Raw genomic sequence first — 22,572 nt, forward strand, 5'->3', positions numbered from 1 at the left:
GCCTGCGCGCCCTGGCTCAAGCCGCGTCGATCGCGGAGCGCAGACTCGCGAGAACGTCCGCGATGGCGGCCGGAATCTGCTCGGGGCTCGCTGCGAGCGACTCGATACGGCTCACGATGGCACTGCCGACGATCACCGCATCGGCGACCTGGGCCACGCGAGCGGCCGTCTCGGCGTCCTTGATCCCGAATCCCACGCCGACCGGCAGCGGGATCATCGCCTTGATGGCCGCCACATGCTCGGCGACGTCCGCCATATCCAAGTGGCCCGCCCCCGTCACGCCCTTGACGGAGACATAGTAGACGAAACCGGAGGCGACCTCGCCGATACGCCGAATGCGGTCCTGGGTGGACGTCGGCGCCAACAGGTAGACCAAATCCAATCCATGCGCCTTCATGGTGGTCACGAGCTCGTGCCCTTCTTCCGGAGGCACGTCCACGATGAGCGCACCATCCACGCCGCAGGCCTGAGCCTGCTCGGAGAAGGCCGCGTAGCCCATGACCTCGATGGGATTGAGATAGCCCATCAGTACGACCGGCGTCTGCGCATCCTGCTCACGAAAGGCGCGCACCATGGCAAGGACGTCGGCCAAGCGCACCCCCTTGGCGAGGGCTCGCTCGGTCGCGCGCTGGATCACGGGACCGTCCGCCATGGGGTCGGAGAAGGGCACGCCCAGCTCGATGACATCGGCCCCCGCGGCCACCATGGCATGCATGAGCGGCACCGTGGTCTCAGGCCCCGGGTCACCAGCGGTCACGAAGGGGATGAGCGCGGTACGCCCCTGCCCTTTCAGCTGCTCGAATCTCGTGGCAATGCGGCTCATAGGACCAATCCGTCGTGGCTTGCGACCGTGTGCATGTCTTTGTCTCCGCGCCCGGAGAGGTTGATCAGAATGCTCTGATCCTTGCGCATGGTCGGGGCGAGTTTGTGTGCGTAGGCCAGGGCGTGACTGGACTCCAGCGCCGGGATGATGCCCTCCGTGCGTGTCAGGTGATGAAAGGCCCTGAGCGCCTCGTCGTCGGTGATCGAGTCATAGCGCGCGCGCCCACTATCCTTCAGCCAAGCATGCTCTGGCCCGACGCCCGGATAGTCGAGCCCAGCGGAAATGGAATGGGTCTCGATGATCTGCCCGTTCGCGTCTTCCATCAGATAGGTCCGATTGCCGTGCAGCACGCCTGGCTTGCCGGCGCACAGGGGCGCGGCATGATGCCCGGTCTGCAGCCCCTCGCCGGCCGCCTCGACGCCGTAGATCGCGACCTCGGCGTCGTCGATGAAGGGATAGAAGAGCCCGATGGCATTCGAGCCGCCACCCACGCAGGCCACCAGCGCGTCCGGCAGTCGGCCGGTCCGCTCGAGCATCTGCGCGCGCGCCTCTCGGCCGATCACCGTCTGGAAGTCGCGCACCATCATGGGGTAGGGATGGGGTCCAGCGACGGTACCGATGATGTAGAAGGTATCGTCGATATTGGTGACCCAGTCGCGCATGGCCTCGTTGAGTGCGTCCTTCAGGGTCCGCGAGCCGGACTTGACCGCCACGACCTGGGCACCCAGCAGACGCATGCGATAGACGTTGGCCTCTTGGCGAGCGACATCCACCTCGCCCATGTACACGACACACTCCAGGCCTAGCCGGGCGGCGACGGTCGCGCTCGCGACACCGTGCTGGCCGGCGCCCGTCTCGGCGATGATCCGGGTCTTGCCCATGCGCCGCGCCAGGAGCGCCTGCCCGATGGTGTTGTTGACCTTGTGCGCGCCCGTGTGGTTGAGATCCTCGCGCTTGAGGAAGATCTGCGCGCCGCCCAGCTCGCGGCTCCAGCGCTCGGCGTGATAGATCGGCGAGGGGCGGCCGACATAGTCGCGCAGATCGGCATCCAGCTCGGCCTGGAAGTCCGGATCGGACTGACAGCGCGCGTAGGCCTGCCTCAGCTCCTCGAGCGGATGCATCAGCGTTTCGGGAACGAACATCCCGCCATAGGATCCGAAATGCCCCGCCGCGTCCGGCAGATCATAGGCCGACTCCCGACCTGGCTCCATGCGTACCGCATGGCTGTTATCGGCGTTTGTCGCCATCTCTTACCCCTTGCATGAAGGCAAAAATGAGTTTCGCGTCCTTGATGCCCTTGGCCACCTCGACGCCACCGCTGACATCGACGCCATAGGGTCTGACCGATCCGATCGCCTGCGCCACGTTCGAGGCGTTCAGGCCGCCGGCCAGCACGATGTCTGGCGCCAGCTCGGCGGGCACCCGCGCCCAATCGAAGCGCTGCCCGGTGCCACCCGCCTGACCAGGCTGGAAGGTATCCAGCAAGAGACCATCCGCACCGGCATAACGTTGCCGCTCGGCATTCAAATCGATCCCCGGGCGCATCCTCAGCGCCTTGATCCAGCGCCGGCCAAAACCTGAGCACTGGTCTGGCTCTTCGTCCCCATGGAACTGCAGCAGATCCAGCGGCACCTGATTCAGGGCCGCCTCAACCGCCGCGGGAGCGGCGTCGACGAAGAGCCCAACGGCCGTGACGAAAGGTGGCAGCACGGCGCAGAGCGCGGCGGCCTGCTCCAGCGTCACCGCACGCGGACTGGGCGGATAGAGCACGAAGCCAACGGCATCGACCCCGGCCGTCACGGCGGCCTCGACATCGGTTGCGCGCGTCAAACCGCAAATCTTAACTCGGGTTCGAATCATAGGCGAGGGCACTTGAGGTAGACGGCGTCAATCCGAGGACAACGGCTGAAGCGGATGCGCGCCGGCGATCTGCGGCAGGCCAAAGTGATCTGGATAGTCGGCCCTGACGAAGAAGAGTCCGTGGGGTGGCGCCGTGACACCACCCAAGGTGCGGTCACGGACGTCCAACAGCAAGCGCGTCCAGTCCGTCTCGGCTTGCGAGCGACCGACGGCAATGAGAACACCCGCGATGTTGCGGACCATGTGATGCAAGAAGCCATTGGCACCGATGTGCAGTGTCACCAGGTCATCTTGCTCCGAGAGATCCAGATAGTGAACGCGGCGGATCGGGCTCTTCGCCTGACAGCCGAGCGCCCGAAAGCTGCTGAAGTCGTGCTCACCGACCAGATGGAGCGCGGCGGCGCGCATGCGCTCAACGTCGAGCGCCTCATGGACCCAGACGGCGCGCTGGCGCGCCAGTGGAGAGCGCGTTCGCCGAACCATGATCTGATAGCGATAGTGCCGGGCATAGGCACTGAAACGCGCATGGAAAGACGCGTCTGCCGGGTGCGCCCAACGCACGGCCACATCCGGCGGCAGATTCACGTTCGTGCCCAACACCCAGGAACGCTCGCTCCGCGTCGCAGTCGTCTCAAAATGCACGACCTGCTCGATCGCGTGGACGCCGGTATCCGTCCGACCGGCGCAATGCAAGGTGATCGGGTGATCGGCAACGCGACCGACCGCCGCCTCAAGGCAGGCCTGAACGCTGCGGTCATCCACCTGCCTTTGCCAGCCGTGAAAGTCGGTACCGTCATACTCGACCCCCATCGCGATCCGACCGGGCCTCAAGATGATACCGCCTCAACGAACGCGGCCGGATCGCGAAGCGACCCGGCCTTTTGCGCGGGCACCTGCCCTGACGACAGGTCACTCAAGTGCATTGACCAACATGACTATCGCGGCGTCATCAGACGAGGGTCTCCAGCAAGGCCTGGGCCTCGCTCTTCTGCTCGTCACGCCCCTCCGAAACCACTTCTTCCAGAATCTCGCGCGCGGCGTCCTTGTCGTCCATCTCGATATAGGCGCGGGCCAGATCCAGCTTCGTCGCCGTCTCATCCCAGATCCCGGAATCGATCTGCCACTGCGATGAGAGCAGGTCGCTCGGCACACTCTCCTGATCGGGCGGCAATCCGTGCTCGGAGGAGTCTTGCGAGACGCTCGAGCGACGGGCGGAGACATCGGCCTCGGTCGGACGTCCGCCCTCGATTTCATCGCGAGCCAAGGTCGGCTCATTGACGACGTTCGAGTCGAAAATGGAGTCGAGATCGTCCAGATCCTCGACCCTGTGATCATCCAGACTCAATTCGATGTCGGAATCATCCGCACCCGCGCGGCCCTCGGTATCCCGATTGACCGCCACCGTCATGGCGTCGCCAAAGGAGTCCCCGTTCAGCTCGCTCTCGTCGAGCGCCATCGCCAAGAGCGAGTCCGGCCCGTTAGACGGCTCTTTCTTCGTGAGAGCGGTGTCGTCCAGATCAAGATCTCCGAGGAAGTTAGCGCCTTGGCCTGGCTCGGACATCTTCTGAACGTCACTGATATCCAGCGAGAACGAGTCACCCAGGCCCAGTTCGAAGGAGTCTTCGTCCACAGGGCGAGCAGCTTGGTCCATGACAGGAGGCGCCGCCTGATCCATCGGATCGCCCGACTGCAGCCGTGCGCGCACGGCCGCGAGCTTCTCCCATTGCCCAGGATCCTGCGTCTGCCCACCGGCCTCGCGGATCTCGTCCATGACGGCGGTCAGCGAGTCGAGATCCTTCGCCCCAGCGAACGCCTCGGCCAGCTTGAACTTGACGTCCAGCCGCTCGGGGAAGCGCTGCAGCTCGCCCTGGAGGAGATCCTGAGCCTCGCTGTAGCGCCCGTAGGCGATGTAGATGTCGGCCTCGGAGAGGATGTCCGCCTCGTCGGTCTCCGCGTCGAAGTTGCTCAGCGAGGACATCATGCTGACGCCAGAATCGCCCTCGGCCTCGCCGTCGCGCGTCCCGGCGGAGAGCGACTCGGACATTGACTCGTCACCCAAGGGCGATCGGGCAGCGATCGTCTCGCGATCGTCGGTGACGACGGAAGAACGTGGCTCGGTGCTCACGTCCAGGGTGTCATAGCGATCCTCTTCTGAATCGAGCTCGTACTGCTCGAACTCCTCTTCCTCACGCCGGCGACGCATCGCCAGCCAGGAGAAGATCCCGATACCCACCGCCGTAACGCCAGCCAGACCCGCGAGGGGCAGCAAGAGCGAGTGCCAGGTCGAGGACGTTTCCTCAGAAGCCGCTGTCTCGGCGGCGGAGGTCAGTGGGGCAACAGGGGTCGCGACCACCTCCGTCACCTCCTCCACGACAGCGGGTGCCGGCGTTGGCAGTGGAACCGGGACGAGCCCGACGTCTTCCTCGGCAAGCGCGGTGTCCAGCGACTCCATGGCGTCAGCCGTGGCCGTGGTGCCCGTGTCCGTGTCCGTGCCAGAAAGTGGCGTCTGACCTGAATCAGCCTCAGGCGGAACCACTTCACCCGGGACGAGCGCAAGCTCAGTGCCGGACGCTCCCTGCGCGTCCTCCGGAGCGGTCACTGGTGACTCCAGCGCCGCAGCGATGGCATCCGTCGGCGCTTCCGCCGCGGCGCCGATCGCTTCCTCCACACTCTGCATCCGCGCCAGCTCGTCGTTACGCAGCTGAAGGAGGGTCTGGATATCCGCGAGCTGGGTCTCGAGCTCGCGAATACGGTCGCGCAACTCGACGGTTTCCTGACGGGTGCTTTCGGACGTCTCCAGCGCCAGCATCACGTCCTGCTGCACCTTCGGTGACGTAGTGGCCGCCGCGGGTGGCTCGGCCTGAGTCGCGCCACGGGAAGGCTCGGCCCCGCCGCTCAGCCTGAGACGCGAGTCGAGCATCTCGGGCGTGACAGGCGTGATTGGGGCGCGGTATTGGGCACGGCCACGCAGCGACGCTACGTACTCACGCTCGGCGGCACCGGCATCCAGGGCGAACAGCTCGGCGCGGCTCGGAATCACCAGCGTCTTGCCTGCGATCAGGCGATTGATGTTGCCGCGAATGAAGGCATTCTGATTGTTGCGATAGAGCGCCATGGCGGTCTGCGCCACGGTGGAGCCCGCAGGCGCGACCTCGCGGGCCAGAGCCCAGAGCCCCTTGCCGTTGCCAACGGGGCCGGCGTAGACCGGGAATCCGTCCCCAGGCGCGGGAATGTAGGAACTTGCGCGCCCGCTGGCACTCACCAGACTGGAGGTCGGTCGGGATGTGCCCGTGGCGCTGGCGGCACGCGCAGCGCGGACGTCAGGCGCGCCCTGCGTCGATAAGGCTGGCGGATCGAGAAGGATCGTATATTCCTTCAACAATTTACCGGTCGGCCAAACCACCTCCACGAGGAAGTCCATATAGGGCTCGCGGATGGGGTCTTTGCTCGAAACCCGGAGCACGGCACGCCCCTGGGGCGTCACCTCGGGCGTGAACTTGAGCTTGGTCAAGTAGTAGTAGCGTTCGACGCCCGCCTTGGTAAAGGCATCCTGTGATGCAATCGAGGCGCTCACCGAATCGATCTCGTCCGAGCGAACCTCTCTAAGTTCGATCTCGCCGAGGTAGGGTTGATTCAGAGCGGATTGTGTACGAAGCCCACCCAAGCCGAGGGCGGAGACATCGGTGCCAGCCAGGACCATGGTCACGGCCGACGCTAAAATGAGCTTGCGAGACATCCTCCTCCCTCGTGCACAACGCAGTGAAGTGAATCCAAACACTATTGCCAGAGCCTGCACGCCAACCGACAAGCCCCTTCATCCTTCAGGCCACAGGCTGATTTAGCCAGCGACCCCCTGACTGCCCTTGATCATGGGTACAGTCTCGCTGCGCATCTTACGGCATTCAAGGCGCCAACTTTGAGCCCTCGATCACTTTTGAGCGTTCAATCAGCCTTCGAATTCCGTCGCACAATAACCTTGAGACGAGCCCGACTATAGCCGACAACCTTGGATTCACCAAGATCCACCCGTCTCTCAGGCCAACGGTGAATGCTCCTGCAGGATCCTCAGCATGCGCCGCAGCGGCTCCGCAGCCCCCCACAGCAACTGATCACCAACCGTGAAAGCGGATAGATAGCCTTCACCGAGATTCATCTTTCTCAAACGCCCCACGGGCACCGCCAATGTCCCCGTGACCACGGCGGGCGACAGCTCTCGCACGCTGCGCTCACGATCGTTCGGCACGCACTTGACCCATTCATTCGAGGCCGAAATCAGACGCTCCACCTCGGCGAGATCGAGATCCTCGCGCAGCTTGATGGTGAGGCCCTGGCTGTGACAGCGCATCGCGCCAACACGCACACAGATACCGTCGATGGGAACAGGCTGTGCGCTCGAGCCCAGAATCTTATTCGTCTCGGCTTGGCCTTTCCACTCCTCTCGACTCTGACCATTGGGCAGCTGTGTATCGATCCAGGGGATGAGACTGCCGGCGAGCGGGACGCCAAAACTGGCAACCGGGTACTCGGGGGAACGCATCGCATCAGTCACCTGCCGATCGATCTCGAGGATCGCCGAACGGGGATTCTCGAGCAACGCCGTGACCGAGCCGTGCAGCGCGCCCATTTGCGCGAGGAGTTCGCGCATGTTCTTGGCGCCAGCGCCGGAGGCCGCTTGATAGGTCATGGCGCTGACCCATTCCACCAGACCCGCGTTGAAGAGCCCGCCGATGGCCATGAGCATCAAGCTCACGGTGCAATTGCCGCCGATGAAGTCGCGCTTTCCCGCATCCAGCGCCGCGTCGATCACGGAGCGGTTGACCGGATCGAGCACGATGGTCGCATCCGGCTCCATACGCAGTGCCGAGGCCGCGTCGATCCAGTAACCCGTCCAGCCGGCCGCGCGCAGCCTCGGGTACACCGACTTGGTGTAGTCACCCCCCTGACAGGTCAGGATGACGTCCATGTCGCCGAGCGCCTCGATCGATTCGGCGTCGAGCAAGGGACTCGAGCCCCGCCCGACGTCGGGACCGGGCTGCCCGACCTGTGAGGTCGTGAAGAAGACGGACTCCGCGATCTGCGCGAAGTCGTTCTCGGCACGCATCCTGTCCATGAGGACAGAGCCCACCATGCCACGCCAGCCGACGAATCCAACCCGCTTCATCACATGACTCCGACGATCCAGTAGCCGTTCTTTTTCAATGTTCGTTCAAGGCGGCGACCACGGCATCGCCCATCTCGACCGTGCCCACCTGGCGCATGCCGGCGGACATGATGTCGGCGGTGCGCAGACCCTGATCCAGCACCTGGGAGACAGCCTTTTCGATGCGCTCGGCGGCGCCGGGCGCGTCCAGCGAATAGCGCAGCATCATGGCCACCGAGAGGATGGTCGCCAGCGGATTGGCCACGCCGCGTCCCGCGATGTCCGGCGCCGAGCCGTGGATCGGCTCGTACATGCCCTGCCCGTCCGCGTTCAGCGAAGCGGACGGCAGCATCCCGATGGAGCCGGTCAGCATGGCCGCGCAGTCGGAGAGGATGTCGCCGAACATGTTGGTCGTCACCATGACATCGAACTGCTTGGGCGCGCGCACCAACTGCATGGCCGCATTGTCGACATAGAGGTGACTCAGCGCGATCTCCGGATAGTCGGCCGCCGTCTTGATGGCCACCTCGCGCCACATCTCGGTGCACTCCAGCACGTTCGCCTTATCGACCGAGCAGACCTTCTTGCCGCGCTTCATGGCGATCTCGTAGGCGACACGGCAGATGCGCTCGACCTCGGACTCCGTATAGACCAGGGTGTTGACGCCCTTGCGCTCCCCGGAGGGCAGGGTCTCGATACCCCGTGGCTGACCGAAGTAGATCCCGCCGGTCAGCTCGCGCACGATCATGATATCCAAGCCCGAGACGACCTCGGGCTTGAGCGTCGAGGCGTCGGCGAGCTGCGGATAGAGGATCGCGGGGCGCAGGTTGGCGAAGAGACCCAGTCCGGCACGCAGTCCCAGCAGCCCCTTCTCCGGCCGCTTGGAGATATGCAAGGGCTCCCACTTGGGACCACCGACGGCACCGAGGAGGACGGCATCGGATGCCTTGGCCGCCGCGAGGGTCTCCGCCGGCAGCGGATCGCCAGCCGCGTCATAGGCGGCACCACCGATGAGGCCCTCCTCGACGCTGATCGCGATACTGCCGTCCGCCTGCAGGGCTTGGAGCACCTTCATCGCCTCCGCGACGATCTCAGGCCCGATGCCGTCACCCGCGACGACCAGAATCTTCTTGCTCACAATCTCAATCTCCGAATTCGATGTAGGGCGATCCACGCGGCTGCGTCGATCAGGCGTCGAGGAACAACCAAGGAGCCTCTTGGCGACGACGCACCTCATAGGCCCGAATGACCTCGACCTCCTGAAGCGTCAGACCGATGTCGTCGAGGCCCTCGATGAGGCGATGTTTGCTGCCAGCATCCACCTCGAACCCGATCTGGCTGCCGTCATCCAGGGTCAGCGTCTGGCCGGCCAGATCGACCCCGATGCGCAACGGCGTCTCCCCCGTGGCCTTGGCCAAGAGGGCGTCGATCGTCGCCTTCTCGAGCACGATCGGCAGGATGCCGTTCTTGAAGCAGTTGTTGAAAAAGATGTCCGCGAAGCTCGGCGCAAGGATGACCTTGAAGCCGAAGTCCGCCAGTGCCCAGGGGGCATGCTCACGCGAAGAGCCGCAACCGAAGTTCTCGCGCGCCACCAAGATCTCGGCCCGCGCATAGCGCGGATCATTGAGCACGAACTCCGGATTCAGCGGGCGGTTGGTGCAATCCATGTCCGGCTCGCCGTGATCCAGATAGCGCCACTCGTCGAAGAGGAAGGGGCCGAAACCGGTCCGCTTGATGCTCTTGAGGAACTGCTTGGGGATGATGGCATCCGTGTCCACGTTCGCCCGATCGAGCGGGGCGACCACGCCGGTGAAGTTCTTGAACGCGTCCATCACAGCTCCCTCACATCAACGAAATGCCCGGTCACCGCCGCCGCCGCGGCCATCGCGGGGCTGACCAGATGGGTGCGACCACCCTGCCCCTGACGCCCCTCGAAATTGCGATTCGAGGTCGATGCGCAACGCTCGCCCGGCTCCAGCCGATCGGCATTCATGGCCAGGCACATGGAGCAACCGGGCTCGCGCCACTCGAAGCCGGCCGCGACGAAGATCTTGTCCAGACCCTCGGCCTCGGCCTGCTCCTTGACCAGTCCCGAGCCAGGAACCACCATCGCCAGCTTGATGCTGTCGGCGACCTTGCGCCCCCTGGCGATATCGGCCGCGGCACGCAGATCTTCGATGCGCGAGTTGGTGCAGGAGCCGATGAAGACTTTATCCGGACGAATCTCGGAGATCGGCGTGCCAGCGGTCAGCCCCATGTACTCGAGGGCGCGACGAATGCCGCTGGCCTTGACCTCGTCGCCCGCATCCTCGGGGCTCGGGACCCGACCATCGACGGGCAGCACCATCTCGGGCGAGGTGCCCCAGGTGACCTGCGGTTTGATGGTCGCGGCATCGAGGTGGATCACCGCGTCGAACTGGGCACCCTCGTCACTCACCAAGGACCGCCACGTCGCCGCCGCACGCGCGAACATCTCGCCCGTGGGCGCATAGGGTCGACCGCGCATGTAGGCGATGGTCTTCTCATCCGCCGCGACGAGCCCGGCGCGGGCACCCGCCTCGATCGCCATGTTGCAGACCGTCATGCGGCCTTCCATGCTGAGATCACGAATCGCCTCACCGCCGAACTCGATGACGTAACCGGTGCCGCCGGCCGTGCCGATCTCGCCGATGATGGCCAGCACGATGTCCTTTGCGGTGACGCCCGCGCCCAGGCTGCCGTCGACGCTGATCAGCATGGACTTCGACTTGCGCTGGATCAGGGTTTGCGTTGCCAGCACATGCTCGACCTCGGAGGTACCGATGCCGAAGGCCAGCGCACCAAAGGCGCCGTGTGTCGCGGTGTGCGAATCACCGCAAACGATGGTGCTGCCGGGCAGCGTGAAACCTTGCTCGGGGCCGATGACGTGCACGACGCCCTGACGCTTGTCGCCCATGCCCAGCTCAGTGATGCCGAAGGTCAGGCAGTTGGTGCCGAGCGCTTCGACCTGAATGCGCGAGACGGGGTCAGCGATGCCCTTGGCGCGATCGGTGGTGGGGACATTGTGATCCGGAACCGCCAGGTTCGCCGTGGTGCGCCAAGGCGTGCGCCCAGCGAGGCGCAAACCCTCGAATGCCTGCGGAGAGGTCACTTCGTGGATCAACTGACGATCGATGTAGAGTAGAGCCGTGCCATCGTCATCGACACGGACGACGTGCGCGTCCCAGAGCTTGTCGTAAAGGGTCTTGGCGGCCATGGCCCACCTCAGCGCGAAAAAGAGAATCGCGTAGGATAGACCGCGCACATCCGAGTTTCAATTCCCGGCGCGGGAACGCGGGAGTTGAGGGGACGCGGTCGGGGGCGGCATAATCGGCCGCGAATCGAGAACGAGGTAGAGGATGCCGGACCGCGCAGAGACCGAGACGCCGCCGAGCACCCGCCCTCAGTATCGGACGGCCCGGCTCGGCGGTCGGCTGCTGGCGGGCGCCGGATGGATCCTGGCACTGCTTGGCCTGGCCTGGATCGCCACGGCGGCATGGCTGGAGAAGGGCCTCGCGGTTCTGGGCATCGGCGCGTTGACCTGCGTCTCGGGCGGCTTCATGGTGGTCACCGGCCAGCTCATTCGCGCCACGGTCGATAGCGCCAATCAAACCCGTGAGATCCTGCAACTGCTGCGATCGGGCCCCCTGCAATGGGCCACGCACCCACCGTCCCCACCGTTGCCCGCGGCCCCGCCCGAGCGCACGCCGGAGCAAACCAGCTGGCTCAAGACACCCTCGACGCCGATCTCCGCCGACATGCGCTCCAGCATCGCCAGCGAGAACGTCAGCCCTTGCGTCAATCCCTTCTGCGCGCGACTGCTCCCGGAGGGCAGCGAGATCTGCCCACACTGCAAGACGCGCCAAAAACGCCTGTCGTACTGATGCCGGGCCGACGTCTGGCGAGAGCCGGCCTGACGCGCTTGCGCGGCCCGCGCATCAATCCATAGAGAAGGCGCACCGCCGTGCAGCCGATAGACGGCTCGGCCCCGACACCTGCCATCCATTGCTGGCGGCTGCCCGAGCGGCGCTCGGGGCTCACTCCTGAGCGGCCAATCGCTCCAGACCGCCCATATAGGGACGCAGTGCCTCGGGGATGACGACACTGCCATCCGCCTGCTGATAGTTCTCGAGCACCGCGACCAGTGTGCGCCCGACCGCAAGCCCGGACCCATTGATGGTGTGCGCCAGCTCGGGCTTGCCGGTCTCGGGATTGCGCCAGCGCGCCTGCAGCCGCCGGGCCTGGAAGTCCCCGAAGTTGCTGCAGGAGGAGATTTCCCGATAGCGCTGCTGACCCGGAAGCCACACCTCGATGTCATAGGTCTTGCGCGAGGAGAAGCCGAGATCCCCCGTGCAGAGCGTCACCACGCGGTACGCCAGGCCTAGTCGCTGCAGGATGGCCTCGGCGTGCCCGGTCAGCGCCTCGAGCGCCGCGAACGAGTCCTGCGGACGCACGACCTGAACCAGCTCGACCTTCTCGAACTGATGCTGACGGATCATGCCCCGGGTGTCCTTGCCGTAGGAGCCTGCCTCACTGCGGAAGCATGGCGTATGCGCCGCCCATTTGCGGGGCATGGCATCCGCCTCGAGGATGAGGTCCCGCACCAGGTTGGTCACCGGGACCTCCGCCGTCGGGATGAGATAGAGATCGCGCTCACCGGGCACCTTGAAGAGATCGGCCTCGAACTTCGGGAGCTGTCCGGTCCCCTGGAGGCTGTCCGCATTCACCAGATAAGGGACGTAAGCCTCGGTATAGCCGTGCTCCGTGGTATGGACGTCGAGCATGAGCTGGATGAGGGCGCGGTGCAGCCGGGCCATGGGGCCAGAGAGCACCACGAACCGCGAGCCCGTGACCTTGGCCGCGAGATCGAAATCCATCCAGCCGTTCATGGCCCCAAGGTCAACGTGGTCCTTGGCCTCGAAATCGAATCGCGGCAGCTCGCCCCAACGGCGCTCCTCGCGATTGTCGGACTCGTCCCGACCGTCCGGCACGCTGGCATCCGGGAGGTTGGGCAGCCCGAGGCTGATGTCGGCGACCTCCTGCTGGAGTTCGCTCAGACGTGCATCCGTGGCCTTCAGCCGGTCCCCCAGATCCGCGACCGCGGCGAGCAACGGCTGGATGTCCTCCCCCGCCGCCTTGGCCTTGCCAATCGCCTTGGAGCGGGTGTTGCGCTCATTCTGCAGGTCCTGGACCTGGATCTGCAGCGCCTTGCGCTCCAGCTCCAGCGCCTCGAAGCGCGCCGTGTCCAAGGTCATGCCGCGGCGGGCGAGCTGCTCGGCGACCAGTTCGAGATCGGTGCGCAGCAAACGTGGGTCTAGCATTGAAGCTCCTTCGCAAAAGAGTCCGCGGCCAAAGCCGACGGGGAATTCCGCCCTGCCGGCCCCGTGAGACCAGCGTCCGGTATCAGGCAGCCGCGATCGGCATTTTCCAGAAGGCGGCCGTGAAATCGCCGGCAAGATAGCCCTCGTGGATCTGGTAGTCGACCTCCAGCTCCTGGCCCAAGCGGCGGATCTCGCGCGGTAGATAGAGGTTGTAGATCGGCGAGGTGTTCCAGCCCTTGAGCAGGTTGAAGACGAAGCCAAGACGACTCGCCGCGAGACACCTCTCGATGAAGTCGCGACTCTCCTCGCGCGTCAGCGTATTCATCGCACCGCTGCACAGGTAGACATCGGCCTCCGGGAGCGGGGCTTCGAGAATATTGCAGACCCGGATCTCCTGGCCGGTGCGCATGCGCGCGGTCTCGGCCATGGGCGCCATGACGTCGAGCCCCAGATAGCGTTTGGGCCGGTAGCCTTCCCGCTCCATGTAGCAATAGAGATCGCCGAAGCCGCACCCCGCGTCGACCACCGAGAGTTCGGAAACATTCGCCGGCAGCATGGAGCAGAGCACGCGGAAGCGCACCTCCTGGGTCTCCGTCGAACTCCAGTGGACACCCTCGGCCGTCTCGCCATGCGTCCGCAGGGAGCTGAGATAGAAGGTTTCATTGTCGACTTTCGGCATGGCGCTCCAACATCCTCTGGGGTCGTCTGGCCGCTCTCGGCAGACAGGTCTTCAAACCGCCGGGCACGCCGAACGCAAGACACAGTCGACACAGCCCGGGCGGGTCTTGCAGCGCTCCTTGCCATGGCGGACGACCAGGGCATGGTACTCCTTGAACAGGGGAACATCGGGGCCGAGCGCCGTCTCGAAACCCTGGCGGATCTCCTCGTAGCCCTCGTCGCCCTCGAGCAGACCCAGGCGCGTGAAGATCCGGCGCGTATAGGCATCGACCACGAAGACCGGGCGCTCGAAGGCGTAGAGCAGCATGTCGTCGGCGGTCTCCGGACCCACGCCCTTCACGCCCAGCAGGTCGCGCCGCAGCGGCGGCGTCTCCAGCGCGCTCAGGCCCTCCAAGCCTCCCGCGGCGAGAAAGAACTCGCAGAAGGCACTGAGGCGACGCGCCTTGACATTGAAGTAGCCCGCTGGCCGCAGCGCATCGGCAAGCGCATCCGGGGCGAGCGCCAGGATGGCCTCCGCATCCAGCGCCGCTCGCTCCCGCAGTCTCGCCAGCGCCCGCTCGACATTGATCCAGGCCGTATTCTGCGTCAGGACCGCGCCGACCATCACCTCGAAAGGCGTATCCGCCGGCCACCAATGCTGAGGTCCATAGACGCCGAATAACGCGTCGTAAACGGCACGCGTACGCTCGGCGTCCACGATGGCTCCTCCGCGTCTCGGCTGCTAGCCCCAGATCCCGCGCGTGACGACGACGATCCCCTGCTCGGACACGGTAAACCGCTCCCGATCCAGGGCGAGGTCGTGACCGATCTGCTCCCTGGGCGGGATCACCACGTCCTTCTCCACGATGCAGTTGCGCAGATGCGCACCTTCGCCCACCTCGACGCGGTCGAAGAGGATCGACTCCTCGACAATGGCCCCGTCCTTCACACGCACGCAGGGGAAGAGGATGGAGTGATTCACACCACCCCCACTGATGACGGTGCCGGCCGCCAGCATGGAATTCACGAAGACGCCCTCGTTTCCGCTCATCGGACCGGGCACGGTGCGCGCGGGCGGGTACTGCCCCTGGTAGGTGTGGATTTTCCAATCGTCCTGATAGAGGTCGATGGGCGGCTCCGCGTAGAGCAGCTCCATGTTGGCCCGGTAGTAGGCGTCGATGCTCGCCAGATCGCACCAGTAGCGGTCCGGCGTGACGCGGCCTCGGGCCTGACCGAAACGGTAGGCGACGACGCGCTGCTCCTGCGTAAGTGGCGCGATGATATCCAGCGCGATATCCCTGTCCTCACGCTGTCCGCGCGCGATCCGATCCAATTCCGCCAGCAAGAACGCCTTGTCGAAGAGGTAGACCCCCATCGTCTGGAGATGCTCTTGCGCCCCGCCCTCCTCCAGCGGATCCGGCGCGGCGCGCGCGAGGGCGCGGATGCACTCGTCCTCGTCCACCACGACCCTGGCCTGAGTCCCGAACCCAGGGTTGCTCGTCGCCCTCACGGCAACCGTGACCTTGGCCTGCGCCTCCTTGTGTGCGCGCACGAGCTCCGCGTAGTCCATGCGGTACACCGCGCCGCCATCCAGCACCAGCACATGGCTGGCGCGATTGCGCTCGATGAGATAGCGGTTCTGGCGCAGCGCATCGAAGGGGCCGGCATACCACTCCTGGCTCTCGCGCATTTGCGGCGGCAGCGGCGTGATGAACTCGCCGAGCTCCGGATTGAAGATCGACCAGCCGTCGCGCAAGTGCTTCTGCAGCGAGTGGCTCTTGTACTGCGTGAGCACGAGGACCTGCCGCAGACCGGAGTGCAGACAGTTGGCGAGTGAGAAGTCGATGATCCGATACTTGCCGCCGAAAGGGACCGCCGCCTTGGTTCTGTGCTGCGTGAGCACCTCGGGGCCTGCGCCGCGGTCGATCGCAAGAATGAGGATGAGGGTATCAGCGGACATAGAATGGGCAGACCTGACAGATGAGGCGTCGCGAAAGCCGGACAGTCTAGCCGTGACGCAGCGGCAAAATCCAGGACCGACTGACCAGCTTGGCTATGGCTCCGCCCAACGTCCGGCGTTGATGACGCGTTTCATATCCCGCACGGCCTGATCCAGGCCGCAGAAGACCGAGCGCGCGATGATCGAGTGCCCGATGTTGAGCTCGCGCACACCAGGAATGGCCGCGATCGCCTTGACGTTGTGGTAGTCGAGGCCATGGCCGGCGTTGACATGGAGCCCGAGTTCGAGCCCCAGCGCGACAGCCTTGTGGATGCGCGCCAGCGCCTCGTCACGCTCGCCCGGCGTTGCGGCATCGGCATAGTGCCCGGTGTGGATCTCCACGACCGGCGCGCCCACGGCCTTGGCGGCCTCCAGCTGCGCCGGGTCGGCATCGATGAAGAGCGAGACCCGCACGCCCGAGTCCGCGAGGCGCGCGCAGAAGTCTCTCAGCTCGTCGCGGCGGCTGACGACATCCAGGCCGCCCTCGGTCGTCAGCTCCTCGCGCCGCTCCGGCACCAGGCAGCAGTCGGCAGGCTTCAGCTCGCAGGCGATGACGCCCATCTCGGGCGTTGCCGCCATCTCGAGGTTCATGCGCGTCTGCAGGATACCGCGCAGCATGCGCACGTCGCGGTCCTGGATGTGCCGGCGGTCTTCGCGCAGGTGGAGGGTGATGGCGTCGGCACCCGCCTGCTCCGCGACCAGCGCCGCCTGAATGGGCTCTGGGTAGCGGGTGCCGCGCGCCTGCCGCAGGGTCGCCACGTGGTCGATGTTGACGCCCAGCAGTCTCTCGTCATGGTGCATTGCGTCTGTAGGCATGTCGAACTCCTTGATTCGAAAAAACTAACCGTCGGCGCCGAACCAGCGGCGATAGAGTTCGCGGCTCTGCAGCGGGCGCTCGCCCAGATGGGGCGCCAGCGCCGCACGCAAGAGACCGCGTGCCTCGCGACGCTGCCAAGGCTCGAGCCGATGACCGGCGGCCAAGGCCAAAAGCGTTGCCCCCGAAAGGCCCGCATCCGCCTCTCGGACACCCGAGTCCGTGTCGTAAACATAGGACAGCTCCCGCTCGACGGGGCTCCCGTTCGAGGCAACGCGGTCCAGCGTCATGCCATAGCCCAGCTCATCGAGCAGGCGCAGCTCGAACTGGCGGAGCCGCGTCTCCAGGTCAGCGTCCTCGACCAGCCCGGTCAGCGCGGCCTGATAGAAGGCGAACAGCGCATCATGCGGGTCGTTCCGGCCCAGGAGTCGCACCAGGAGCTCGTTGAGATAGAAGCCACCGACCAGGGCGCGACCCCGCAGGGGTAGCGCTGAGCCAGCGCCCTCGACCTTGGTGAGCGTGCGGACCTCGCCGCGCCCCGTCACCGCTAGCCAGAGGGGCTGGAAGGGCTGCAAGAGCGCGCTCGAGCCGCCCTTCGCGCGACGGGCACCCTTGGCGATGGCCGGGAAACGCCCCTGCCCGCTCCCGAAGACGTCCAGGAGCAGACTGGTGTTGCCGTAATCGCGGCGGTGAAGAATGAAGGCCAGGAAGAGGGCTTCGTGACGAGACACGGGTTGCGATCTATACCGCGGAGGCCATCTCGGGAGCAGCCAGCGGGCTCGGTGGGCAGTGAGCCGTTCAGCGGTCCTCGCTGTAGCCGAGGCTGGCGATCGCCGCCTCGTCGCTCGACCAGCTCTTCTTCACCTTGACCCAGACCTCGAGATGCACGGGGCAATCGAAGAGCTTCTGCATTTCCAGCCGCGCCTGTGTCGCCGCCGCCTTGAGCGCCTCGCCCTGCTTGCCGATGATGATGCCCTTCTGGCTCGGCCGCTCCACCCAGATGAGGGCATGAATCTGGTACCGCCCGTCCCGCTCCTCGAAACGCTCGATCTCGACGCTCGTGCGGTACGGCAGCTCCTCTCCGTAGCGCTGCATGAGCTGCTCGCGGACCAGCTCGGCGGCGAAGAAGCGCTGCGAGCGGTCCGTCACCTGATCCTCGGGAAAGACCGGTTCGCCTGCCGGGAGCGCCCTCACCACCAGACGTTCGAGGGCGTCGATCTGATCGCCCTTGGTCGCGGAGACCGGAATCAGCTCCAAGAAGGCATGCCGCTGGGCAAGCTCCTGAAGAAACGGCAGTAAGGACTGCTTGTCCTCGACACGGTCGACTTTGTTCACGACCCCGATCGCCGGCACGCCGGACTGGGCGATGGCGTCGAGGGCTTGGGCGTCTTCATCCGTCCAGCGCAGCGCCTCGACGACGAAGAGGACCAGATCCGTCTCCGCGATGGCGGACCGCGCCGTTCGGTTCAGGTAACGATTGAGCGCGTTCGCGCCACGCTGATGGATGCCCGGCGTATCCACAAAGAGGATCTGCCCCTCCGGCAAGGTCTTGATACCCAGGATCGAGTGGCGTGTCGTCTGCGCCTTGTGGGAGGTAATGGCGAGCTTCTGACCCAAAATGCGATTGAGCAGGGTCGACTTGCCGACATTGGGCCGCCCGATGATGGCGACATAGCCGCAGCGCGACGAGGGTTGTTCAGCCATCCTGCATCTGCTCCAGCATCAATTCGGCGGCGGCTTGCTCCGCGCGTCTGCGGCTCGTGCCCACACCCCGACTCGTCAGGGTGCCGTCTTGCAGAACGCAGGTCACGGTAAAGGTCTGATCATGCTGATCACCATCGATCGAGAGGACGACATACTCAGGAAGTGGACGTTTACGCGACTGCAGCAACTCCTGCAGTCGGGTCTTGGGATCCTTGCCGGCGCGGGACGCATCGGTCTGGGTCAAGCGCGCGCGGAACAGCTCCAGCACGACGGCTCGGCTGGCCTCGAAACCGGCATCCAGGTAGACCGCGCCGAGCACCGCCTCCAGCGCATCCGCCAGAATGGAATCGCGCGCATGCCCGCCGGAGCGCAACTCGCCGGCCCCGAGCCGCAGGTAGTCGCCCAGCTGCAAGCCGCGCGCGAGCCTGGCCAGCGACTCACGCTTGACCAGGGAGGCCCGCATGCGGCTGAGCGTGCCTTCGTCGGCGCGCGGGAAGGCTTTCCACAACGCCTCGGCAATGAGGAAGCCGATGAGTGCATCGCCCAGAAACTCGAGCCGCTCGTTGTTCACCGCGCTGGCGCTGCGATGCGTGAGCGCCTGCTCCAGCAGCGCCCAATCCTCGAACGCATGCCCGAGGCCAAGCGCAAAACGTCGCGGATCCGCGTTCACGGCTGCAGGGTCATCTCGACCTGGTGCGAGAACGACGCGACGGCATCCACATTGAAGAAGAGATGAACCCGATCTTCATAGTCCAGGGTCACGCGGTAGGTGTTCCCATCGACCTTCTTGACGATGAAATCCGACCCCTTACGCCCATAGACGCTATTGATATTCAGACGCCGATCGATGGCGCTGGTGATACCGCGGGCGCCGCCCTCGATCTGCTGGGGATTCGCCTTGACCTCTTCCATGATGGTCCTGAGGGTCCAGAAATCGAGGTAGAGCGGCCCGACCTTGAGGATGATAGTCGCGAAGAAGGCGGCGAGCGCGATGAGCACGATGACACCAAGCATGCCCATACCGCGCTGACGCGACTGGCTGCTCGGAATCCTTGATTGGGACATCATTGACTTGGGCATCTTTGGCACCTTGGAGCTATCCGACTAGTTGATCCCTTCCCAGAGACGCGACCAGGCGATCGGGAATCCGTCGCGCTGCCCGTCCCAATGCATCCAAATGGCGAAGGCCTTGCCGACCAGGTTGTCTTCCGGCACGAATCCCCAACAACGGCTGTCGTTGCTGTTGTCGCGATTGTCGCCCATGACGAAGTAGTGGCCCTCGGGCACCTTGACGGCACCAAAGGCGAGAACTTGACAGCCGAACGGCAGATCGGGCGCCCCAGGGCGCTTGAGAATCGCGTGATCGACACCGCTCAGGCTTTCCAGCGCCTCGCGCGCACCCGTCATCTCCTTGCCAGACCCCACGCCCGTGTAAGTGCCGATCGGCAGCTGCGGCATGGCCTCGCCATTCACGTAGATGGTCTTGTCGTGGTAGGCAACCTCGTCGCCCGGGAGACCGACGACACGCTTGATGTAATCGGTCTTGGGATCCAGCGGAAACTTGAACACCACGACATCCCCACGCCGAGGCTCGCCGATGTCGACGACCTTGGTGTTGACGACGGGCAGCCTCAGCCCATAGGAGAACTTGTTGACGAGGATGAAATCACCCGTCAAGAGGGTTGGCATCATCGAATTGGACGGGATCCGGAACGGCTCGACGAGGAAGGAGCGCAGGACGAGCACGGCGAAGATGACCGGAAAGAACGACTTGGCGTACTCGACCAGGATCGGCTCCTTGTAGGCCGGATGCGTCTCGGCGGCGCTAGGATCATCGACATCCGCCGCCACGACGGCGCGCCGCCGCGGCGCGAACAGGACGGCGTCCAGGAGCCAAATCCCGCCGGTCAGGGCGGAGGCCAGTACGAGAAAGGCGGGAAAATCGAAAGTCATGATCTGTGAATGCGAATCCGTGTCTGAATGCGATCGCCCGAACGCGCCGCGGACGTGTCTTGCCCGTCAGTGGCCGCGGCGGTCAATTATCTTTCCCGGTCTGGAGCACGGCAAGGAAGGCCTCTTGCGGAATATCCACCTTGCCGACCTGCTTCATGCGGCGTTTACCTTCTTTTTGCTTCTCCAGCAGCTTGCGCTTGCGCGTGACGTCTCCGCCATAACACTTGGCGGTCACGTTCTTGCGGAGCGCCTTGACCGTGGTGCGGGCGATGATCTTGGAGCCGATCGCCGCCTGGATGGCGACCTCGAACATCTGCCGCGGAATCAGCTCCTTCATCCGTTCGGTCACGTCGGCCCCGCGCCTCTGCGACACCGAGCGGTGAATGATCGAGGAGAGCGAGTCGACTTTATCCCCATTGATCAGGACATCCAGCTTGACCAGATCGGACGCCTGGAAGCGCTTGAATTCGTACTCGAAGGAGGCGAAGCCCCGGCTGCACGACTTGAGGCGATCGAAGAAGTCCAGCACCACCTCGCTCATCGGCAGCTCATAGGTCACCTGGACCTGGCCGCCCAAGTATTGAATCTGCCGTTGGATGCCGCGCTTCTCGATACAAAGATTGATCACGGCGCCGAGATAATCCTGCGGAACCAGGATGTGCGCCTCGATGATCGGCTCGCGCACCTCGCGGATCTTCCCTGGCTCGGGGAGGTCGGCCGGATTGTCGATCTTCACCAACTCGCCGTCCGTGCGCAGCACCTCATACACCACGGTGGGCGCCGTCGTGATCAGATCCAGGTCGTACTCGCGCTCCAGGCGCTCCTGGATGATCTCCATGTGCAGCATGCCGAGAAAGCCGCAACGGAAGCCGAAACCCAGCGCCTGAGAGACCTCGGGCTCGTAGTGGAGCGCCGCATCGTTCAGCCGGAGCTTTCCGAGCGCCTCGCGCAGATCCTCGTAGTCGTCCGAGATCACGGTATAGAGTCCGGCGAAGACGCGCGGGCGCATTTCCTTGAACCCGGGCAGCTTGGCCGCCGGACGGTCCGGGAGAATGATGGTATCACCAACCGGCGCGCCATCGATCTCCTTGATCCCGGCAATCATATAGCCGACCTCACCTGCCCCGAGGCTGTCGCGCTCGGTCTTTTTGGGGGTGAAGACGCCGACATTGTCGACCTGATGGGTGCGTCCGGTGGACATCATCAGCACCTTTTCGCGCCGGCGCATCTCGCCGTTCATCACGCGCACCAGAGAGACCACGCCGACGTAGGGGTCGAACCAGGAATCGATGATGAGCGCTTGCAAGGGCGCGGAACGGTCTCCCACGGGGGGCGGGATCCGCTCGACCAGCGCCTCCAAGAGATCGGGGATACCCAGCCCCGTCTTGGCGCTGACACGCAAGGCGTCCTGGGCCTCAAGGCCAATGATCTCCTCGATCTCATTGATCACCCGCTCGGGCTCGGCCGAGGGCAGATCGATCTTGTTCAGCACGGGCAAGACCTCGAGGCCCTGCTCGATCGCCGTGTAACAGTTGGCCACGCTCTGGGCCTCGACCCCCTGCGCCGCGTCCACGACCAGAAGCGCGCCTTCGCAAGCGGCCAAGGAGCGGGAGACCTCGTAGGAGAAGTCCACGTGCCCTGGCGTATCGATGAAATTGAGCTGGTAGGTCTCGCCGTTGCGCGCCTGATAGTCGAGGGTGACGCTCTGAGCCTTGATGGTGATCCCACGCTCGCGCTCGAGGTCCATGGAGTCGAGCACCTGACTGGACATCTCACGCGCCGTCAGCGCACCGCTGATCTGGATGAACCGATCGGCAATGGTCGATTTGCCGTGATCGATGTGGGCAATGATGGAAAAGTTGCGGATATGGCTGAGGTCGGTCATCGATTGCCTGAGGGTGTCCGGATGTGAGGGGGGACGCGTTGCGGACTCGCGGATCGCGCGGCTCGGCGATGCCGATCGGACGGAACCGAGCGCGCCGAAGACCGGTCCGCCCGCGCAGGCCCGATCAGAGGGAAAAGCCGCAGGAAAATCAGCGCGCGATGATACCAGAGAGTGGCACGCCAACACAGCGCAGGCGCCGAGGCGCTCAGGGCGAGCGCGTATAAATTCTCAACCAAACACAACCTTAGCGCGGTAGTCATCGTTCCAGGTAGCCTTGCGGCGCTTCTTGGACATGCGCTGCTTGGAGGGCTCTTGTTCCAGCAGATTCATGCAAAGGTGACGGATCGAGGTCAGAATCGCTGGAGCATGGCCTTTGCGGATGCGGCAGGCGTCTTCGC

General features: G+C 64.8%; 21 protein-coding genes. 1 reads left to right on the plus strand and 20 read right to left on the minus strand.

Annotated features, from left to right (window positions below; genetic code table 11):
* Positions 1-16: 16 nt before the first annotated feature.
* From trpA to leuC, 9 genes are all read right to left on the minus strand, one after another.
* Complete coding sequence (trpA, locus tag CKO23_RS16070; RefSeq protein ID WP_200332832.1) at positions 17-823, minus strand: tryptophan synthase subunit alpha; 807 nt, start codon at positions 821-823, stop codon at positions 17-19.
* Complete coding sequence (gene trpB, locus CKO23_RS16075; protein WP_200332833.1) at positions 820-2,070, minus strand: tryptophan synthase subunit beta; 1,251 nt, start codon at positions 2,068-2,070, stop codon at positions 820-822. The genes trpA and trpB overlap by 4 nt, the downstream gene beginning before the upstream one ends.
* Entirely contained in the window at positions 2,051-2,680 is a 630-nt protein-coding gene (locus CKO23_RS16080) for a phosphoribosylanthranilate isomerase (protein WP_200332853.1), read from the minus strand. Before CKO23_RS16080 ends, trpB begins: the two co-directional genes overlap by 20 nt.
* A 30-nt stretch (positions 2,681-2,710) precedes the next feature.
* Positions 2,711-3,493 carry a tRNA pseudouridine(38-40) synthase TruA gene (gene truA / locus CKO23_RS16085; RefSeq protein WP_200332834.1) on the minus strand — a complete coding sequence of 261 codons (783 nt, stop codon included), beginning with the start codon at positions 3,491-3,493 and terminating at the stop codon, positions 2,711-2,713.
* A 139-nt stretch (positions 3,494-3,632) separates the two neighbouring features.
* Positions 3,633-6,419, minus strand: coding sequence for a FimV family protein (locus CKO23_RS16090; protein WP_200332835.1), 2,787 nt, complete (start codon positions 6,417-6,419; stop codon positions 3,633-3,635).
* A gap of 297 nt (positions 6,420-6,716) precedes the next feature.
* Entirely contained in the window at positions 6,717-7,844 is a 1,128-nt protein-coding gene (gene asd / locus CKO23_RS16095) for an aspartate-semialdehyde dehydrogenase (RefSeq protein WP_200332836.1), read from the minus strand.
* A gap of 34 nt (positions 7,845-7,878) precedes the next feature.
* Positions 7,879-8,961, minus strand: coding sequence for a 3-isopropylmalate dehydrogenase (gene leuB, locus CKO23_RS16100; protein ID WP_200332837.1), 1,083 nt, complete (start codon positions 8,959-8,961; stop codon positions 7,879-7,881).
* A 49-nt stretch (positions 8,962-9,010) separates the two neighbouring features.
* The gene (leuD, locus tag CKO23_RS16105) at positions 9,011-9,655 is read right to left on the minus strand and encodes a 3-isopropylmalate dehydratase small subunit (RefSeq protein WP_200332838.1); all 645 of its coding nucleotides are present in this window, start codon (positions 9,653-9,655) and stop codon (positions 9,011-9,013) included.
* The gene (gene leuC / locus CKO23_RS16110) at positions 9,655-11,058 is read right to left on the minus strand and encodes a 3-isopropylmalate dehydratase large subunit (protein WP_200332839.1); all 1,404 of its coding nucleotides are present in this window, start codon (positions 11,056-11,058) and stop codon (positions 9,655-9,657) included. Before leuC ends, leuD begins: the two co-directional genes overlap by 1 nt.
* 142 nt (positions 11,059-11,200) lie before the next feature.
* Between leuC and CKO23_RS16115 the strand changes: the two genes are divergently transcribed.
* Positions 11,201-11,725: a hypothetical protein gene (locus CKO23_RS16115; protein ID WP_200332840.1), complete on the plus strand. Its 525-nt coding sequence runs from the start codon at positions 11,201-11,203 to the stop codon at positions 11,723-11,725.
* Positions 11,726-11,878: 153 nt separating this feature from the next.
* On the opposite strand, the gene serS is transcribed toward CKO23_RS16115, so the two are convergent.
* The 11 genes from serS to lepA form a co-directional block, all read right to left on the minus strand.
* Positions 11,879-13,162: a serine--tRNA ligase gene (gene serS, locus CKO23_RS16120; RefSeq protein ID WP_200332841.1), complete on the minus strand. Its 1,284-nt coding sequence runs from the start codon at positions 13,160-13,162 to the stop codon at positions 11,879-11,881.
* Between the two features lie 82 nt (positions 13,163-13,244).
* Entirely contained in the window at positions 13,245-13,841 is a 597-nt protein-coding gene (locus tag CKO23_RS16125; RefSeq protein WP_200332842.1) for a class I SAM-dependent methyltransferase, read from the minus strand.
* A gap of 51 nt (positions 13,842-13,892) precedes the next feature.
* Positions 13,893-14,537 carry an endonuclease III domain-containing protein gene (locus tag CKO23_RS16130; protein WP_346014620.1) on the minus strand — a complete coding sequence of 215 codons (645 nt, stop codon included), beginning with the start codon at positions 14,535-14,537 and terminating at the stop codon, positions 13,893-13,895.
* Between the two features lie 24 nt (positions 14,538-14,561).
* Positions 14,562-15,779 (minus strand): sugar phosphate nucleotidyltransferase, encoded by a 1,218-nt coding sequence (locus tag CKO23_RS16135; RefSeq protein WP_200332843.1) that lies wholly within the window; start codon positions 15,777-15,779, stop codon positions 14,562-14,564.
* A gap of 93 nt (positions 15,780-15,872) precedes the next feature.
* On the minus strand, positions 15,873-16,634 hold the full coding sequence (pdxJ, locus tag CKO23_RS16140; RefSeq protein WP_242482490.1) for a pyridoxine 5'-phosphate synthase: 762 nt from the start codon (positions 16,632-16,634) through the stop codon (positions 15,873-15,875).
* 24 nt (positions 16,635-16,658) lie between these two features.
* Positions 16,659-17,363 (minus strand): DNA repair protein RecO, encoded by a 705-nt coding sequence (gene recO / locus CKO23_RS16145; protein ID WP_200332844.1) that lies wholly within the window; start codon positions 17,361-17,363, stop codon positions 16,659-16,661.
* 67 nt (positions 17,364-17,430) lie between these two features.
* Complete coding sequence (gene era / locus CKO23_RS16150; RefSeq protein WP_200332845.1) at positions 17,431-18,336, minus strand: GTPase Era; 906 nt, start codon at positions 18,334-18,336, stop codon at positions 17,431-17,433.
* A complete protein-coding gene (rnc, locus tag CKO23_RS16155; RefSeq protein WP_200332846.1) occupies positions 18,329-19,006 on the minus strand; it encodes a ribonuclease III in 678 nt (225 codons plus the stop codon). Before rnc ends, era begins: the two co-directional genes overlap by 8 nt.
* Complete coding sequence (locus CKO23_RS16160; RefSeq protein WP_200332847.1) at positions 19,003-19,416, minus strand: DUF4845 domain-containing protein; 414 nt, start codon at positions 19,414-19,416, stop codon at positions 19,003-19,005. The genes rnc and CKO23_RS16160 overlap by 4 nt, the downstream gene beginning before the upstream one ends.
* Before the next feature lie 24 nt (positions 19,417-19,440).
* A complete protein-coding gene (gene lepB / locus CKO23_RS16165; RefSeq protein WP_200332848.1) occupies positions 19,441-20,289 on the minus strand; it encodes a signal peptidase I in 849 nt (282 codons plus the stop codon).
* 82 nt (positions 20,290-20,371) lie between these two features.
* On the minus strand, positions 20,372-22,174 hold the full coding sequence (gene lepA / locus CKO23_RS16170) for a translation elongation factor 4 (protein WP_200332849.1): 1,803 nt from the start codon (positions 22,172-22,174) through the stop codon (positions 20,372-20,374).
* Between the last annotated feature and the right edge of the window lie 398 nt (positions 22,175-22,572).

The organism is Thiocystis violacea (assembly GCF_016583565.1).
GTDB lineage: Bacteria > Pseudomonadota > Gammaproteobacteria > Chromatiales > Chromatiaceae > Thiorhodococcus > Thiorhodococcus violaceus_A.

Excerpts from the sequence above, each read along its gene's own strand:
- trpA (WP_200332832.1), bottom strand. The coding sequence starts at position 823 with ATGAGCCGCATTGCCACGAGATTCGAGCAGCTGAAAGGGCAGGGGCGT.
- trpB (WP_200332833.1), bottom strand. The coding sequence starts at position 2,070 with ATGGCGACAAACGCCGATAACAGCCATGCGGTACGCATGGAGCCAGGT.
- truA (WP_200332834.1), bottom strand. The coding sequence starts at position 3,493 with ATGGGGGTCGAGTATGACGGTACCGACTTTCACGGCTGGCAAAGGCAG.
- CKO23_RS16090 (WP_200332835.1), bottom strand. The coding sequence starts at position 6,419 with ATGTCTCGCAAGCTCATTTTAGCGTCGGCCGTGACCATGGTCCTGGCT.
- asd (WP_200332836.1), bottom strand. The coding sequence starts at position 7,844 with ATGAAGCGGGTTGGATTCGTCGGCTGGCGTGGCATGGTGGGCTCTGTC.
- leuD (WP_200332838.1), bottom strand. The coding sequence starts at position 9,655 with ATGGACGCGTTCAAGAACTTCACCGGCGTGGTCGCCCCGCTCGATCGG.
- leuC (WP_200332839.1), bottom strand. The coding sequence starts at position 11,058 with ATGGCCGCCAAGACCCTTTACGACAAGCTCTGGGACGCGCACGTCGTC.
- CKO23_RS16115 (WP_200332840.1), top strand. The coding sequence starts at position 11,201 with ATGCCGGACCGCGCAGAGACCGAGACGCCGCCGAGCACCCGCCCTCAG.
- serS (WP_200332841.1), bottom strand. The coding sequence starts at position 13,162 with ATGCTAGACCCACGTTTGCTGCGCACCGATCTCGAACTGGTCGCCGAG.
- CKO23_RS16125 (WP_200332842.1), bottom strand. The coding sequence starts at position 13,841 with ATGCCGAAAGTCGACAATGAAACCTTCTATCTCAGCTCCCTGCGGACG.
- CKO23_RS16135 (WP_200332843.1), bottom strand. The coding sequence starts at position 15,779 with ATGTCCGCTGATACCCTCATCCTCATTCTTGCGATCGACCGCGGCGCA.
- pdxJ (WP_242482490.1), bottom strand. The coding sequence starts at position 16,634 with ATGCCTACAGACGCAATGCACCATGACGAGAGACTGCTGGGCGTCAAC.
- era (WP_200332845.1), bottom strand. The coding sequence starts at position 18,336 with ATGGCTGAACAACCCTCGTCGCGCTGCGGCTATGTCGCCATCATCGGG.
- CKO23_RS16160 (WP_200332847.1), bottom strand. The coding sequence starts at position 19,416 with ATGCCCAAGTCAATGATGTCCCAATCAAGGATTCCGAGCAGCCAGTCG.
- lepB (WP_200332848.1), bottom strand. The coding sequence starts at position 20,289 with ATGACTTTCGATTTTCCCGCCTTTCTCGTACTGGCCTCCGCCCTGACC.
- lepA (WP_200332849.1), bottom strand. The coding sequence starts at position 22,174 with ATGACCGACCTCAGCCATATCCGCAACTTTTCCATCATTGCCCACATC.